Origin of the sequence: Curtobacterium sp. SP.BCp, assembly GCF_051903255.1 — a bacterium.
Taxonomy (GTDB): domain Bacteria; phylum Actinomycetota; class Actinomycetes; order Actinomycetales; family Microbacteriaceae; genus Curtobacterium.
Genome location: NZ_CP194338.1, coordinates 2,447,267 through 2,463,665 on the forward strand (window position 1 = coordinate 2,447,267; position 16,399 = coordinate 2,463,665).

Annotated in this window: 14 protein-coding genes; 1 reads left to right on the forward strand and 13 read right to left on the reverse strand. The window is 71.0% G+C overall.

Annotated elements, in window-relative coordinates; translation table 11 throughout:
• The first annotated feature begins 47 nt into the window (after positions 1-47).
• Complete coding sequence (locus tag ACRQ4C_RS11555; RefSeq protein WP_439688746.1) at positions 48-1,826, forward strand: acetyl/propionyl/methylcrotonyl-CoA carboxylase subunit alpha; 1,779 nt, start codon at positions 48-50, stop codon at positions 1,824-1,826.
• Between the two features lie 88 nt (positions 1,827-1,914).
• Here ACRQ4C_RS11555 and ACRQ4C_RS11560 read toward each other — a convergent pair whose 3' ends face one another.
• The 13 genes from ACRQ4C_RS11560 to ACRQ4C_RS11620 all read right to left on the reverse strand — a co-directional run bounded on the left by ACRQ4C_RS11560 (position 1,915) and on the right by ACRQ4C_RS11620 (position 16,256).
• Positions 1,915-2,853, reverse strand: coding sequence for a hypothetical protein (locus ACRQ4C_RS11560; RefSeq protein WP_439688747.1), 939 nt, complete (start codon positions 2,851-2,853; stop codon positions 1,915-1,917).
• Between the two features lie 215 nt (positions 2,854-3,068).
• Positions 3,069-4,733, reverse strand: a complete 1,665-nt coding sequence (locus tag ACRQ4C_RS11565) for a phospho-sugar mutase (RefSeq protein ID WP_439688748.1) — start codon at positions 4,731-4,733, stop codon at positions 3,069-3,071.
• Positions 4,730-5,590: a purine-nucleoside phosphorylase gene (locus ACRQ4C_RS11570; protein WP_290131313.1), complete on the reverse strand. Its 861-nt coding sequence runs from the start codon at positions 5,588-5,590 to the stop codon at positions 4,730-4,732. The genes ACRQ4C_RS11565 and ACRQ4C_RS11570 overlap by 4 nt, the downstream gene beginning before the upstream one ends.
• A gap of 215 nt (positions 5,591-5,805) precedes the next feature.
• Entirely contained in the window at positions 5,806-6,084 is a 279-nt protein-coding gene (locus ACRQ4C_RS11575; protein WP_400413337.1) for a PTS sugar transporter subunit IIB, read from the reverse strand.
• Positions 6,081-6,560: a PTS sugar transporter subunit IIA gene (locus ACRQ4C_RS11580; RefSeq protein WP_439688749.1), complete on the reverse strand. Its 480-nt coding sequence runs from the start codon at positions 6,558-6,560 to the stop codon at positions 6,081-6,083. Before ACRQ4C_RS11580 ends, ACRQ4C_RS11575 begins: the two co-directional genes overlap by 4 nt.
• Positions 6,561-6,563: 3 nt before the next feature.
• Positions 6,564-7,676: an adenosine deaminase gene (locus tag ACRQ4C_RS11585; RefSeq protein ID WP_439688750.1), complete on the reverse strand. Its 1,113-nt coding sequence runs from the start codon at positions 7,674-7,676 to the stop codon at positions 6,564-6,566.
• Between the two features lie 118 nt (positions 7,677-7,794).
• Positions 7,795-9,093 carry a thymidine phosphorylase gene (locus tag ACRQ4C_RS11590; protein WP_439688751.1) on the reverse strand — a complete coding sequence of 433 codons (1,299 nt, stop codon included), beginning with the start codon at positions 9,091-9,093 and terminating at the stop codon, positions 7,795-7,797.
• Positions 9,094-9,097: 4 nt separating this feature from the next.
• Positions 9,098-9,592 (reverse strand): cytidine deaminase, encoded by a 495-nt coding sequence (locus ACRQ4C_RS11595; protein ID WP_290131308.1) that lies wholly within the window; start codon positions 9,590-9,592, stop codon positions 9,098-9,100.
• 19 nt (positions 9,593-9,611) lie between these two features.
• Positions 9,612-10,904 (reverse strand): ABC transporter permease, encoded by a 1,293-nt coding sequence (locus ACRQ4C_RS11600; RefSeq protein WP_439688752.1) that lies wholly within the window; start codon positions 10,902-10,904, stop codon positions 9,612-9,614.
• Positions 10,901-12,274 carry an ABC transporter permease gene (locus ACRQ4C_RS11605; protein ID WP_439688753.1) on the reverse strand — a complete coding sequence of 458 codons (1,374 nt, stop codon included), beginning with the start codon at positions 12,272-12,274 and terminating at the stop codon, positions 10,901-10,903. Before ACRQ4C_RS11605 ends, ACRQ4C_RS11600 begins: the two co-directional genes overlap by 4 nt.
• Positions 12,271-13,791: an ABC transporter ATP-binding protein gene (locus ACRQ4C_RS11610; protein ID WP_439688754.1), complete on the reverse strand. Its 1,521-nt coding sequence runs from the start codon at positions 13,789-13,791 to the stop codon at positions 12,271-12,273. The genes ACRQ4C_RS11605 and ACRQ4C_RS11610 overlap by 4 nt, the downstream gene beginning before the upstream one ends.
• 77 nt (positions 13,792-13,868) lie before the next feature.
• A complete protein-coding gene (locus tag ACRQ4C_RS11615) occupies positions 13,869-14,942 on the reverse strand; it encodes a BMP family lipoprotein (protein ID WP_439688755.1) in 1,074 nt (357 codons plus the stop codon).
• A 198-nt stretch (positions 14,943-15,140) separates the two neighbouring features.
• Positions 15,141-16,256 (reverse strand): mannose-1-phosphate guanylyltransferase, encoded by a 1,116-nt coding sequence (locus tag ACRQ4C_RS11620; protein ID WP_290131304.1) that lies wholly within the window; start codon positions 16,254-16,256, stop codon positions 15,141-15,143.
• Positions 16,257-16,399: the final 143 nt, after the last annotated feature.

A 16,399-nucleotide genomic window follows, 5' to 3' on the forward strand; every position in this document is an offset into this window, starting at 1 on the left:
GGCGCCGGTCAATTCGGGCCGCGGCAGCACGAATACGCTGACTTACCATGCCCCGTATCAGCAAGGTCCTCATCGCGAACCGCGGCGAGATCGCCGTCCGCATCATCCGCGCGGCCCGCGACGCAGGCAAGGCATCGGTCGCGGTCTACGCCGACCAGGACCGCGACGCGCTGCACGCCCGCCTCGCCGACGAGGCGTACGCCCTGAACGGCACCACGAGCGCCGACACCTACCTCGTGATCGACAAGATCATCTCGGTCGCCCGCCGTTCCGGTGCCGACGCCGTGCACCCGGGGTACGGGTTCCTCGCCGAGAACGCCGACTTCGCCCGCGCCGTCATCAACGCCGGGCTGACCTGGATCGGCCCGTCGCCCGAGTCGATCGAGCGCCTCGGTGACAAGGTCTCCGCGCGGCACGTGGCCGAGAAGGTCGGCGCGCCGCTCGCACCGGGGACGATCGAGCCCGTGCAGGACGTGTCCGAGGTCTTCGACTTCGTCGACCAGGTCGGGCTCCCCGTCGCGATCAAGGCGGCGTTCGGCGGCGGTGGCCGTGGCCTGAAGGTGGTCCGCTCGCGAGACCAGGTGGAAGAGCTCTTCGAGTCGGCGACGCGCGAGGCCATCGCGGCGTTCGGCCGCGGCGAGTGCTTCGTCGAGAAGTACCTCGACAAGCCGCGCCACGTCGAGACGCAGTGCCTCGCCGACGAGCACGGCAACGTCGTCATCGTCTCGACGCGCGACTGCTCGCTGCAGCGCCGCCACCAGAAGCTCGTCGAGGAGGCCCCGGCGCCGTACCTGACGGCGTCGCAGACCGAACGGCTGTACGAGTCGTCGAAGGCGATCCTGCGCGAGGTCGGCTACGTCGGCGCCGGCACGTGCGAGTTCCTCATCGGCGCCGACGGCACCGTGTCGTTCCTCGAGGTCAACACCCGCCTGCAGGTCGAGCACTGCGTCTCGGAGGAGGTCACGGGCATCGACCTCGTCCGCGAGCAGTTCCGCATCGCCGAGGGCGGCACGCTCGACTACTCCGACCCGACGCCCCGCGGCCACTCGTTCGAGTTCCGCATCAACGGCGAGGACCCGGGTCGCAACTTCTTCCCCGCGCCCGGCCCCGTGCACGCCTTCACCGCCCCGTCCGGCCCCGGCGTCCGCGTCGACTCCGGTGTCGTCTCCGGTGACGTCGTGTCCGGCTCGTTCGACTCGATGCTCGCGAAGCTCATCGTCACCGGCGCGACGCGCTCCGAGGCCTTGGAACGCTCGCGGCGAGCACTCGCCGAGTTCGAGGTCACGGGTCTGCCGACCGTGCTGCCGTTCCACCGCGCCGTCGTGTCCGACCCGGCGTTCGCCACGGACGACGAGACGCCCTTCTCCGTCTACACGCAGTGGATCGAGACCGACTTCCAGAACGACATCCCCGCGTGGAGCGGTGCGACCGAGGAGCTCCCCGCTCCGGCGTCGCGCGACACCGTCGTGGTCGAGGTGCAGGGCAAGCGCATCGAGGTCACCATGCCGTCGATCGTCGGCGGTGGCGCTGCCGGTGCGGCCGGCCGTCGCCCCGCGGGCCCGACCGCTCCCCCGAAGCGTCGGTCGTCCGGCGTTCGCGGTGGGTTGGCGTCGTCCGGCTCGGTGACGTCGCCGATGCAGGCCACCGTCGTGAAGGTCGCGGTCGCCGAGGGTGACACCGTGGTGAAGGGCGACCTGCTCGTCGTGCTCGAGGCCATGAAGATGGAACAGCCGGTGCAGGCGACCCGCGACGGCGTCGTGAAGGCGCTCAACGCCCCCGTCGGCCAGACGATCTCGTCCGGCCACGTGCTGCTCGAGCTCGCGTAGCGCGCGCCGCCGCGTTCCGTCGCTGCGGAACCAGGTTTCGGACACAGCACCGTGGTTTTCCGCGGTGCTGTGTCCGTTTCAAGGTGTTTCACCACGGCGGAGTGGTCCGGACAGCTCGTGACACGGGCAACCCGGCATGAGCGAAGACAGTCGGCGCGGCTCCACCGGGCAGGACGTCGCGCCACGTCACCCGTCCGAGGCCGCGGACTTCCGGAAGGGAACGGACGGCGTCTTCTCGGAGCTTCTCGTCGACCACGACGTCCTCCGGTGTGCGTGTCCCTCGCAGTGTCCGGTCTCGGTACTTGGCGAGTTCGTCGAACTCGATGACGACCCCCTGTTCGGGGAACCAGAAGTCGACGCGGGCGACGAAGCGACCGACGACTCGGAACTCGTGTTGCAGGACCGGCGCTGGGAGTCCGACATCGTGGGCGACGAGGTGGGTCAGGCTCTCACCCGGAGATTCATTGCTCCCGTCCGCGATCTCGATCAGTCGCCGCGCCCGAGCAACGCCCCGCCGGTGCGAGCGGCGGGACAGTCCGACGAGCAGCAGCTCCCGCGAGGCGCCACGCCGGAGTACCGCGTCGAGCACGACGATGGCGTGTCCGCGGTCCGCACGGAGCGCGACGTCGACGGCGGTCTCGACGAGATCGGTCGTCTCGATCCCGTCGATCGCGACGGTGCTCACGTGACGCCCCCGAGCCGGCACCTTGTCACTGAACCGCAGCCGCTGCGCTCGGTCTCGTCCGGGGTCGGTGAACAGGACACGCTCGGGCAACGGCCCGAACCACGGGAGTCCGTGCATGACCACAGCTGACTCGTGCGAGACGATCAAGCTGGACTTCGAGCGGCTGACGACAGCGTCGATCCTGGCACGATGGCGGGTGACTTCCGACGCGTCGCGGAACGCCGCAGCCGAGGTCGTGACGCCGTAGCCGACGCGCACGTGACCACCGTCGACGCGTCGTCGTCGGGCGCCTCGTGCGGCGCTCTCGTCGGCGGGGATGAAGAAGAGCGGCAGCCGGTCCATCGCCCCACCTTCGACGGGCTCCCCCTGCTCGTCTGCAAGGCCTGCGCGAGCTGTGGACGCCAGCGCACCCCTCTCGCGTTGTGCAGGAGCGCCGAGCGGACTTCGTTTCGTGTGGCGGTCGAACGGGCACGGGCGCGCTCGACATCGCGGAACGGACACAGCACCGCGGAAAGGCGCGGTGCTGTGTCCGGAACCTGGTTCTGGAGGGTGCGGCGCTACGACACGAGGGGGCGGACGGCGGCGGCGAGGGCGTCGGCGAGGGCCTGGGCCTCGGCGGAGGTCGTCGCGACGGTGTCGATGTAGACCTTGACCTTCGGCTCGGTCCCGCTCGGCCGGACGATCACGCGGGCGTCGCCCTCGAGGTCGTACCGCAGGATGTCCGACGGTGGGAACCCGTCCGCCCCGTCCGCGTAGTCCGTCACGGCGCGCACGGCCACCGGACCGAGCGACGACGGCGGGTCGGCACGGAGCGCGGCCATGATCTCCCCGATGCGCGACAGGTCGTCCACACGGGTCGCCACCTGCCCGGACGCGAACGCCCCGAACTCGGCGGCGAAGGCCTCGAGGCGGTCCGCGATGGTCTGCCCGGAAGCCGCGAGCGTCGTGGCGAGGTCGAGCAGCGCGAGGGCCGCGGAGATGCCGTCCTTGTCGCGGACGACGTCGGGGTCGACCAGGTAGCCGAGCGCCTCCTCGTAGCCGAACACCAGGTCCGGCACGCGCGACACCCACTTGAAGCCGGTCAGGGTGTCCCGGTACGCCAGGCCGTGGCGTTCGGCGACCCGGGCGAGTGCGGGCGAGGACACGATGGACGCAGCGAGCGTGCCGCCCCGTCCGTCCGACGCCGCACGGACGGCGGCCTGCCACCCGAGCAGCCAGCCGACCTCGTTGCCGGAGAGCCGTCGGAAGGAGCCGGCACCGTCCGGGATCGCGAGCGCGAGCCGATCGGCGTCCGGGTCGTTCGCGATGACCAGGTCGGCGTCGGCGTCGACACCCCGAGCGACCGCGAGGTCCATGGCGCCCGGCTCCTCCGGGTTCGGGAACGACACCGTCGGGAACGCACCGTCCGGCTCGATCTGCTCCGGCACCGTGGCCGGGACGGCGTACCCGGCCCGTTCGAACACGGCACGGGCGGTCTCCCACCCGACACCGTGCATAGCCGTGTAGACGACCGACGGCTGGTCCGGGACCCCGAGCGCCGGTGCGGGGACGGTCGCGGCCGTCGCGGTGACGTAGGCGTCGAGCAGGTCCGGGCCCGCGACGGTGTAGTCGGTCGCCCGTGGCAGGTCGGCGATCGACCCGGCTGCGACCGCATCGATGGCCGCGGCGATGGTCGCGTCGACCGGGGGGACGATCTGCGAGCCCTCGTCACCCTCGCCGAGGTACACCTTGTAGCCGTTGTCACGCGGCGGGTTGTGGCTCGCCGTGACCATCACGCCCGCGCCGACCCCGAGGTGCCGGACCGCGAACGCCAGCACCGGGGTGGGCAGCGCGGACGGCAGCAGGGTGACGTCGAGCCCGAGGCCGCGCATGACCTCGGCGGAGTCGCGGGCGAAGACGTCGGAGTTGACGCGCCCGTCGTAGCCGATGACGACGCTGCGCGACCGGCCGGAATCGATCAGGAAGCGGGCGAGCCCAGCGGCGGCCTGGGTCACCACGACGCGGTTCATGCGCAGCGGGCCGTACCCGAGCTCGGCGCGCAGTCCCGCGGTGCCGAACGCCAGACGACCGGCGAAGCGTGTGGCGAGCTCCTGCACGGCGGGTCCGTCCCCGGTCGCCGCTGCCGCGACGGCCGCGTCGAGCTCGGCACGGGTCTGGTCGTCGGGGTCCTGCGCGGACCAGGTACGCCCGGCGGCGACGACCGCGTCGACGTCGAGCTTCACAGTGCGGATCCGTCGACGGCGTCCGGCGACCCGATCGCCGCGACCACACGGGCGAGGAGGTCGGCGATCCGCGGCTCGGCTTCGCGGCCGGCCTCGAGCACCTCGGCGTGCGACAGCGGCGTCTTCTGGATGCCCGCGGCGAGGTTCGTGATGAGGGAGAACCCGAGCACCTCCATGCCGGCCTGCCGCGCGGCGATGGCCTCGAGTGCGGTGGACATGCCGACGATGTGCCCACCGATGGTCTTCGCCATCTGCACCTCGGCCGGGGTCTCGTAGTGCGGGCCGCGGAACTGCGTGTAGACGCCTTCGTCCAGCGAGGGGTCCACGCCGCGGGCGACCGCACGGAGTCGTGCCGAGTAGAGGTCGGTGAGGTCGACGAAGGTCGCGCCCTCGAGCGGGCTGTCGGCGGTCAGGTTGATGTGGTCGCTGATGAGGACCGGCGTGCCGGGCGTCCAGTGCTCCTTGATGCCACCGGCACCGTTCGTGAGGATCATCACCGAGGCGCCGGTCGCCGCAGCGGTACGGACGCTGTGCACGACGCGGCGGACGCCGTGGTTCTCGTAGTAGTGCGTCCGGGCACCGATCACGAGGGCGTGACGGCCGTCCGGGAGGGCGATGGAGCGCACCGTGCCGGAGTGGCCGGGAACGGCCGAGGCGCTGAAGCCCGGGACCTCCGACGCGGGGATCTCGGAGACCGTCTCACCGATGATGTCGGCGGCCTTGCCCCATCCGGATCCGAGGGTCAGGGCGATGTCGTGCCGCTCGATCCCCGACTTCGACGCGATGACGTCTGCGGCGGCGCGCGCGACCTCGAACGGGTCGGCGGCGGGGTCGTTCAGCGGGTTGTCCGTGCTCATGCACCGATCCTAGGGCGCGCCGACGGCACGCCCGCAGCGCACACGCGCGACCGCACGCCCGCAGCGCACACGCGCGACCGCACGCCCGCAGCGCACACGCGCGACCGCACGCCCGCAGCGCACACGCGCCACCGCACGCCCGCAGCGCACACGCGCGACCGCACGCCCGCAGCGCACACGCGCGACCGCGCGTCCGCAGCGCACACGCGAGCGGCTCAGTGCTCCCCGAGCGCCCGGTCCACCGCCGCCGTGATCTCGCCCTGGTCGAAGTGGTTCCGGATCACGATGACCTCGGCGTAGGTGTCCCCGATCGCCTCGACGAACTCCTGGCTCGTCAGGATGACGTTCGCGTCCTCGGCGACGTCGCGCACCGAGGCGACGTCCGCGGCCACCACGGAGGCACTCAGCCCGAGCGACGCCAGCGCCTTCTCGGCGTTCACCTTGAGGATCCCGCTCGACCCGATGCCGGCGCCGCAGATCGTCACGATCTTCACGCCGCACCCCCGGCAGCACCGGCACGACCGGCCGACGCGACCCCGAGGATCGCCCGGACCTCGTCCGCCGTGCCCGCAGCCGCCAACCGCGACGTCACGGTGTCGTCGTTGAAGGTGTTCGCGATCTCGCCGATCGACTCCAGGTGCGTCCCGACCTCGGCGACGGCGAGCCCGAGCACGACCCGCACGGGGTCGTTGTGCGGGTGTCCGAACGCCACCGGCGACGCGAGCGTGACGAGCGCGAGGCCGTCCCGGACCACCGACGACCCCGGTCGGGCGTGCGCGAACGCGAGCCCGGGAGAGATGACGATGTACGGGCCGTGCTCCTCGACCATCTCGATCATGGCGTCCGTGTACGGCTCGGTGGTGGCGCCGGTGGCGACGAGGGCGTCTCCGGTCAGCCGGAGCGCTTCGCGCCACGACGGCGCGCTGGCTCCGAGCACGACGGCGTCGTCCGGCAGCGGTGGGAGCGGCACGTCCTAGGCCTCCTGGTGTCCTGCGGTGATGGTGGCGATGATCTCCTCGCGGTCCTCGAGCGGGAGGAACGAGCCCAGGGCGGCGTTGATCTGGAACGCGGCGAGGTCGTCGAGGTCGTAGCCGAACGTGCCGGCGAGGAGCGCGAGCTCCTTCGACAGCGAGGTGTCGCTCATGAGGCGGTTGTCGGTGTTCACCGTGACGCGGAACCCGAGCTGGTACAGCACGTCGAAGGGGTGGTCGGCGAGCTCGTCGCCCCACGCGGCGATCGCGCCGGTCTGCAGGTTCGACGAGGGTGCGACCTCCAGCGGGATCTCGCGGTCGCGCACCCACGACGCGATCTCACCGAGCGACGCGAGGGTCGACCCGTCGCCGGCGTCGGACAGCGAGATGTCCTCGAAGATCCGGACGCCGTGCCCGAGGCGGAGCGCACGACCGTCGACGAGGGCGGACCGGATCGAGGCGAGTCCGTCGGCTTCCCCCGCGTGGACCGTGACCGGGAAGAGCTGCGCGGCCAGCCAGTCGAACGCGGCCCGGTGGTTCGCGGGCGGGAAGCCGGCTTCAGCGCCCGCGATGTCGAACCCGACGACCCCACGGTCGCGGTGCCGCACGGCGAGTTCGGCGATCTCCTGCGCGCGGTCGGCGTGCCGCATCGCGGTCACGAGCTGCCCGATGCGGATCGATCCGCCGGCTGCGTCGACGGCCTCTTCGATGCCGGCCTGCACGGCCTCCACCGTCTGGTCGAGCGTCAGCCCGCCCTGGAGGTGCTGCTCGGGTGCCCACCGGATCTCGCCGTAGACGACGCCGTCGGCGACGAGGTCCTCGACGAACTCCTTCGCGACCCGGTGCAGCTGCGGCGCGGTCTGCATCACCGAGGTGGTGACGTCGAACGTCTTGAGGTACTCGACGAGCGAGCCCGAGTTGGACTGGTCGGCGAACCACGCACCGAGCGCCCCGGCGTCGGAGGTCGGCAGCGCCACGCCCGCTTCGTCGGCGAGTTCGATGATCGTCGCCGGCCGCAGGCCCCCGTCGAGGTGGTCGTGCAACGAGACCTTCGGCAGGTCGTTGATGACCGCTCCGGCGTCGGGCAGGCGGTAGGTCGTGGCGTCGGCGCTCATGCGTTCCAGGCTATCGGTGGTCACCGACCCTGCGTCGTCCCCTGTGCACAACAGACGGACGACCGGACTGGAGGCTCCCCACACGGACCGCAGGAACGCAGCAGCGCGGGCGGCAGGGTCAGCCCGCGATGCGCTCCCGCACGATCGGCCCGCGGACGGCCGCCGCCGAGTCGGCCGGTCCGATCGACCACGCGCCCTCGAGCGACTCCAGCGCCCGGTCGAAGCGCTCCGGCTCGTCGGTGTGCAGCGTCCAGAGCGGCTGCCCCGCGGTCACGGTGTCGCCCGGCTTGACGAGCAGCTCGATGCCGGCGCCCGCCTGCACCGGGTCCTGTGCCCGGGCACGACCGGCACCGAGACGCCAGGCAGCGACGCCGAACGGCAGCGCCTCCTGCGAGACGAGCACGCCCGACTCCGGTGCGGTGACGACGTGCTGCTCTCGGGCGGCCGGCAGCGCAGCAGCGGGGTCGCCACCCTGCGCGGCGATCATCCGACGCCAGGTGTCCATCGCCCGGCCGTCCGCCAGGGCCGCAGCCGGATCGGCGTCCGGCAGCCCGGCGAGCGTGAGCATCTCGGTCGCCAGCGCGACGGTCAGCTCCACGACGTCCGCGGGTCCCCCGCCCTCGAGCACCGAGACCGACTCCCGAACCTCGAGCGCGTTGCCGATGGTCAGTCCGAGCGGGACCTCCATGTCGGTCAGGAGCGCCGAGGTCTTCACCCCGGCGTCGTTCCCGAGGTCGACCATCGTCTGCGCGAGCTCGCGCGAGGCCTCGTACGAGGGCATGAACGCCCCCGAGCCGAACTTGACGTCGAGCACGAGCGCCCCGGTGCCCTCGGCGATCTTCTTCGACATGATGCTCGACGCGATGAGGGGGATGCACTCGACCGTGCCGGTGATGTCCCGGAGCGCGTAGAGCTTCTTGTCGGCCGGTGCCAGCCCGGAACCGGCCGCGCAGATCACCGCGCCGACGTCGGACAGGATCGACATCATGCGGTCGTTCGAGATCGACGCCTGCCACCCCGGGATCGACTCGAGCTTGTCGAGCGTCCCCCCGGTGTGGCCGAGCCCGCGGCCGGACAGCTGCGGCACGGCCACGCCGAACGAGGCGACGAGGGGCGCGAGCGGCAGCGTGATCTTGTCGCCGACGCCGCCGGTGGAGTGCTTGTCCACGGTCGTCTTGCCGAGGGCGTCGAAGGACATCCGCTCCCCCGACGCGATCATCGCGAGCGTGAGGTCCTTGATCTCCCGCCGCTCCATGCCGTTCAGGAAGATCGCCATCGCGAGGGCCGCCATCTGCGGGTCCTCGACGTAGCCGCGCGTGTACGCGTCGACCAGCCAGTCGATCTCGGCGGTGGCGAGGGCGTCGCCGGAACGCTTCGTGCGGATGAGGTCGACGGTGTCGAAGGGCTCGACGGCCATGTGATCAGTGCTCCTGCTGGTAGGTGACGAGGGTCCGCGGCCCGAAGGCGTCCGGGAGGACCTCGTCGATGGTGCGGATGCCGGAGACGGTCTCGAGGAGCATCCCCTCGGCGGAGTGCTCGAACAGCAGCTGCCGGCAGCGGCCGCACGGCATCAGGGTCGCCCCGTCGCCGTCCACGCACGTGAAGGCGACGAGCTTGCCGCCGCCGGTCATGTGCAGCTGCGAGACGAGCGAGCACTCGGCGCAGAGCGTCACGCCGTAGGACGCGTTCTCCACGTTGCAGCCCGAGACGACGCGGCCGTCGTCGGTGAGCGCCGCGGCGCCCACCGGGAAGGACGAGTACGGCGCGTAGGCGTGCCGCATCGCGGCCGTGGCGGCGTCCCGCAGGACGCTCCAGTCGACGTCCGCTGACGCGGGACCGGCCGGGAGGCCCGTGGCGGCGTCCGCCCCGTCGGCCGGCGTGACGGTCTGGTCACCGGAGGGGTTCGTGTCGGTCATGTGCCGTGCCTCCAGGCCGTCAGCTCTTGATGTAGGGCTTGCCCGCCGCGGCGGGGCCGCGCACCTGCCCGACCAGGCCGGCGACCGCGAGGATCGTGACCACGTAGGGCAGCATGAGCAGGAACTCGCTCGGGACGGGCGACCCCTGCACGACGCTCAGGGCGTTCTGCAGGTTCGACGCGAAGCCGAACAGCAGGGCCGCGAGGGTCGCACGGATCGGGTCCCAGCGGCCGAAGATGACGGCGGCGAGCGCGATGTAGCCGGCGCCGGCGGTCATGTCCTTCGTGAAGCCGCCCACGGCGTCGAGCGTGAAGTACGCACCGCCGAGACCGGCGATCGCGCCGGCGAGCGACACGTTCCAGAACCGGGTGCGGTTCACGTTGATGCCGACCGTGTCCGCGGCCTGCGGGTGCTCGCCGACCGAGCGGAGGCGCAAGCCCCACCGGGTCTTGAACAGGCAGAAGGTGACGACCGCCACCGCGACGTACGCGAGGTACACCACGACGGTCTGCTCGAAGAAGATCGGGCCGATGATCGGGATCTGGTGCAGCAGCGGGATCTCGAGCTTCGGGAAGCGCAGGCCCACGTTGAGCGTCGACTCGTTCGGCGAGAGCACCTGCGAGTACAGGAAGCCGGTCAGGCCGGAGACGAACGCGTTGATGACGACGCCGACGATGACCTGGTCGACGAGGTACTTGATGCTGAACGCCGCGAGGATGAACGACACCAGGACACCTGCCACGACCGCACCGACGAGGCCCGCCCAGGGGGTGCCGGTGACGGACGCCACGAGGGCCGAGGTGAACGCGCCGGCCAGGAACTGGCCCTCGATCGCGATGTTGACGACGCCGACCCGCTCGGAGATGACGCCGCCGAGCGCACCGAACACGAGCGGGACGCTGAGTCCGAGGGCACCGACGAGCATGCCGGGGATCGTGATCGAGTCGCCCGCGACCGCCCACGCGAGGAAGCCGACGACGAACACGATCGCGAACAGCGCGGTCACCCAGAGGCGGACCCGACGGTTCGCGCGCGTCTCGACGACCGCGTAGACGGTGGCCAGCGCGAGCAGCACGATGACGACGACCCCGGTCGCCGTGGACGGCAGCGGCAGGTTCGGCAGGGCGAAGAAGTCGCCGGTGGACGACAGACGGAAGGTCGCCGTCCCCGACCGGTGCGCGAGGCCGAAGAGCAGCAGCGCGATCACGGTGAAGACGCCGTACCCGATCGCCGTCTTCCAGCTGCGGGTGGTCTCGAGGTCGCGGCCCTGGGCGGGCAGTGCGGGGACCGCGGTGGGGGTCATGGTGCTCACGCGGCGACCGCCTTCTTGCTCGGCTTGGTGCGGGTTCGGCGGCGGGCGCCCGGCTGCGGGATCCGGAAGATCGCGCGGACGAGCGGCGGGGCCGCGATGAAGAGGACGATGAGGGCCTGGATGACGCCGACGATGTCGATCGGGATGCCGTTCGCGGCCTGCATCGCGTAGCCGCCGTTCTTCAGCACGCCGAAGAGGATCGCGGCCCAGAACACACCCCACGGCTTCGAACGCCCGAGGAGCGCGACCGTGATGGCGTCGAAGCCGATGCCGGCGTCGATGTTCGCGGTGAAGCCGCTCGTCACGGCGCCCTGCACCTGGTACGCACCCGCGATGCCGACGAGGGCACCCGAGATGAGCATGACCCAGATGGTGAGCGACGGGACGCTCATGCCGGCGACCCGGGCGGCACGGGGGTTCTCACCGATGGTGCGGAACCGGAAGCCGAGCGACGACTTGTTGAGCAGCCACCACACGACGACGACCGCGATGATCGCCACGACGAACCCGAGGTCGATGCCGTACCGCGGGCCGAACAGCTGCGGGAGCACCGAGCTGTCCTGCATGGCGGGCGAGATCGGGTTCGGGCTGCCCTTCGCCTGCAGCAGCCCCGGTGTGCGGAGCATGTAGCTGACGAGGTAGAGCCCGACGTAGTTGAGCATGATCGTGAGCACGACCTCGTTGGCGCCGGTCCGGGCCTTGAGGACGCCGACGATCCCGCCCCAGACGGCGCCGCCGACGATGCCGGCGATGATCGTCAGCGGGATGTGCACGATCGCGGGCAGGTCGAACGAGAACCCGACCCAGCCGGCGGCGGCGGCGCCCATGAGGATCTGCCCCTGACCGCCGATGTTGAACAGGCCGGCGCGGAACGAGACCGCGATGCCGAGGCCGGCCGCGACGAGCGGGACCGCGTAGTCGAGCGAGCGGGTGATCGGGACGATCGCCTGCGCGAAGGAGCTCGCACCGAAGTTGACGACCGAGCCCTGGAACAGCGAGGCGTAGGCGCCGCCGACCGAGGAGCCGATGGCCTGGAACGTGTCCGACGGCCGCGCGAAGAAGTAGCCGGCCGCGGTGCGGACGTTCTCGTCCGTGACCGCGATGAGGATGCCGCAGGCGACGAGGGCGAGCACGACGGCGAGGACGGTGACGAGCACCGACCCGTTGACGATGCCCTGGAGCGCGGTGCTCCAGCGGTCGCCGCCGGCGCGACGCTCGGAGTCGGCCGCGGAGTCCGTCATCAGGTGGGGCGTCGCCGTCTCCTCCTGCAGGCGGTCGTCCGTGACCGGGGTCTGCTCGGGCTGCGTGCTGCTCGCGCTGGTGTCGGGCTGCGTGCTGCGCGCGCTGTTCTCGGGTGGCGTGGTGCTCACGCTGCCAGCTCCGTTCCTTCGGGCAGTTCGCCTGCCATCATGAGGCCGAGGACGTCTCGGGGGGTGTCCGCGGGGACGATGCCGACGATCGCGCCGCGGTACATCACGGCGATCCGGTCGGCGAGCGCCACGACCTCGTCGAGCTCCGTGGAGACGACGATGACCGGGACGCCGGTGTCGCGGGTGGCGACGATGCGCTTGTGCACGAACTCGATCGAGCCGACGTCGATGCCGCGCGTGGGCTGCGCGGCGACGAACAGCCGGAGCTCGCGGCTGAGTTCGCGGGCGAGCACGATCTTCTGCTGGTTGCCGCCGGAGAGCCGTCCCGCCGCAGTGGTGCGGGACGGCGTGCGGATGTCGAACTCAGCGATCTTCTCGTCGGCGAACGCGTCGCGCTCGGCGCTGCGGATCGTGCCCGCGCGGACGAACTCGGCGTGGTCGGCGCGGTCGAGCATGAGGTTCTCGGCGATGGTGAACTCGCCGACGAGACCGTCCTCCTTGCGGTCCTCGGGCACGAAGCCGACGCCCGCGTCGAGGATCTGCTTGACGGTGCGGCCGGTGATCTCGGCGCCGTCGAGCGTGACGTGCCCGGCGTGCACCGGTTCGAGGCCGAGGAGCGCCTCGGTGAGCTCGGTCTGCCCGTTGCCCTGGACGCCGGCGATCGCGAGGACCTCGCCACGTCGGACGGTGAACGACACGTCGTCGACGAGCACGACACCGGACGGGTCCGTGACCGTGAGGTGGTCGACGACGAGGGCGTCCTCGCCCCCGGTCGCCGGCGTCTTGTCGACGACGAGCGACACGGCACGGCCGACCATGAGCGCGGCGAGCTCGTTGTTGGTCGCGGTGGGCGATGCCTCGCCGACGACCTTGCCGAGCCGGATGACGGTGATGCGGTCGGCGACCTCGCGGACCTCGCGGAGCTTGTGCGTGATGAACACGATCGCGGTGCCTGCCTCGCGGAGCTGGCGCATGATGGCCATCAGCTCGTCGGTCTCCTGCGGGGTGAGCACGGCGGTCGGCTCGTCGAACACGAGCACCTTCGCGTCACGGGACAGCGCCTTGATGATCTCGACGCGCTGCTGCACGCCGACGGGGAGGTCCTCGACCTTGGCGTCGGGGTTGACGTCGAACCCGAACCGGTCGGAGATCTCCTTGACCCGCGCCCGCGCGCCGGCGAGGTCGAGCCGGCCGCCGAGCGTGGTCTGCTCCTGGCCGAGCATGACGTTCTCGGCGACGGTGAAGACGGGGACGAGCATGAAGTGCTGGTGCACCATGCCGATGCCGGCGCGCATGGCGTCACCGGGGCCGTCGAAGTCCTGGACGGCGTCGTCCAGGAGGATCTCGCCCTCGTCGGCCTGGTAGAGGCCGTACAGGACGTTCATCAGGGTGGACTTGCCGGCACCGTTCTCACCGAGGAGGCAGTGGACCTCTCCCGGCTCGACGGTGAGCGAGATGTGGTCGTTGGCGACCAGCGATCCGAACCGCTTGGTGATGCCGCGGAGTTCGAGCTTCATGTCTGTGCTGCGCAGTTCCTCGTGTCGGGGCACGGGAATGCGGGCGAGGGATTCCTCCCCCGCCCGCATCCGTGGTGTTACTTGACGGTCGCTTCGGTCTTGACCGTGATCGAGCCGTCGATGATGCCGGACTTGATCTTGTCGAGCTCGCCCTCGAGGCCGCTGTCGACCTTGGAGGCGTAGTCGTGGAACGGCGCGATGCCGACGCCCTCGTTCTTCAGCGTGCCGACGTACGGCGTGTTCGAGAAGTCGTCCTTGGCGGCTTCCTCGACGACCGTCTTCGTGGCGGGGCGCATGCCCTTCTCGACGGACGTGAACGCGATGTCCTTGTAGCGGGGGTCGGCCTCGTAGAGGTCGCTGTCCGCGCCGATCAGGACGGAGCCGTTGTTCGCGTCCTTGATGGCCTCGGCCGCCGACTGGTAGATCGGGCCACCGACGGGCAGGATGACGTCCGCGTCCTGGTCGAGGAGCGTCTGCGCGACGGCCTTGGCCTGGGTGCCGGCCTCGAAGCCACCGGTGAAGGAGCCCTTCTGGCTGTCGACGTCCCAGCCGACGACCTTGACGTCCTTCTTCTTCTGCTCGTTGTAGTACTTCACGCCGTCCGCGAAGCCGTCCATGAAGATGGTGACGGTCGGGATCTGCATGCCGCCGAAGGTCCCGACGACGCCGGACTTCGAGTACGACGCGGCCGCGTAGCCGGCGAGGAACGCCGCCTGCGAGGTGTCGAACGTGATCGGCTTGACGTTCTTGGCCTTGATCGAGTTGTCGTCGATGATCGCGAACTCGGTGTCGGGGTTCGCGGCGGCCTGCTTCTTCGTGGCGTCGGCGAGGTTGAAGCCGACGGTGACGATGAGCTTGCAGTTCTGGTTGATGAGCTGCTCGATGTTCGAGTCGTAGACCGTCGAGTCCTTCGACTCCGCCGACTTGTAGGTCGCGCCGAGTTCCTTGGCGGCGTCCTGCAGGCCCTCGTAGCCGAGCTGGTTGAAGGACTTGTCGTCGAAGCCGCCGGAGTCGGAGACCATGCAGGGACGGAAGTCGGTCTTCTTGGCCGAGGCGTTGTCGGACGGGGCGGCGGAGCAGCCGGCGAGCACGGCGACCGTGCCGGCCAGGGCGAGGCCGCTGAGCGCGATCTTGCGGGTGCGGGATGACACTTGGGTGATTCCTCCGGGGGCGTTGGCCCGGAGCTGTGGTTCCGGGCGATCGTGGCGACAGTACACGACAGTCCGACCGGTACAGAACCCCCTGCTGACGGGCCCGTGATCGGTTACGGGATCGCGATCACGCGGAAACCTGCCCGTAACGCGGGACCCAGTGTTCGAGGCCCGTCAAGCGCTTTTCGTGATGGAGCGCTACAGGACGTCGCCGCGACCGCTGATCTTCAGTGCGTCCACCACACCCTTGACCCGCTGGGCGTTCTCGCTCGTGGTCACGAGCAGGGCGTCCGGGGTGTCCACGACGACGATGTCCTCGACCCCGATGAGCGAGATCAGGCGCTGGCTGTGGGCGACCACGATGCCGCTCGACGAGTCCGCCAGGATGCGGGCCCCGTCCCCGAGCACGGCGAGGTTGTTCGCCCGACCGCCGGACTGCAGCTTGGCGAGGGACGCGAAGTCGCCCACGTCGTCCCAGTCGAAGTCGCCGGGCACGACGGCCATCCGACCGGCGGCCGCCGCGGGCTCGGCGACGGTGTAGTCGATGGCGATCTTCTCGAGCCGCGGCCACACGGCGTCGACGACCGCACCCCGGGACGAGGTGTCCCAGGCGTCGGCCAGTTCCTCGAGTCCGGCGAGGAGTTCGGGCTTCGTCCGGCCGATCTCGTCGAGGAGCACGTCGGCGCGGGCGATGAACATGCCGGCGTTCCAGAGGTAGTTGCCCTCCTCCAGGTAGCCGCGGGCGGTGTCGAGGTCGGGCTTCTCGACGAACGACTTCACGGCGTGCACGGTCGAGGCGCCCTCGACGTCGAGCGCCTGGCCGTCGGCGTGGATGTAGCCGAAGCCGATCGCCGGCTCGGTCGGGGTGATGCCGATCGTGGTCACGTACCCGGCCCGGGCGGCGGCGACCGCCTCGCGCACCGAGCGCCGGAAGCCGCGGGCGTCGCCGATGACGTGGTCGGCGGCGAACGACCCGATCACGACGTCCGGCTCGCGGCGGCGGAGGATGGCGGCCGCGAGGCCGATCGCGGCGGTGGAGTCCTTCGGCTCGCTCTCGAGCACGACGTTGTGGTCCGCGACGCCGGGCAGCTGCGACTCGACCGCCGCCCGGTGCGCCCGGCCAGTGACGACCATGATCCGCTGGTCGCCGGCGAGGGGCGCGAGGCGGTCCCAGGTCTGGCGGAGCAGCGAGGCACCGGAGCCGGTCAGGTCGTGCAGGAACTTCGGCGCGTCCGCACGCGACAGGGGCCAGAGCCGCGAACCGATGCCGCCGGCGGGGATGATCGCGTAGAAGTCGCTGAGCTCGTCCGTCACCCGCTCACCGTACCGGTCCGCCGCGGCGGTCCCTGGGCGACGACCGCACGTTTCCCGCATGCGCGCTCCCGCAACGTGGCACGACCTGTTCACCCCCGCCGTGTCCGCCGTTCACGCGGTCCCCACCACCACGTCACGGCGCG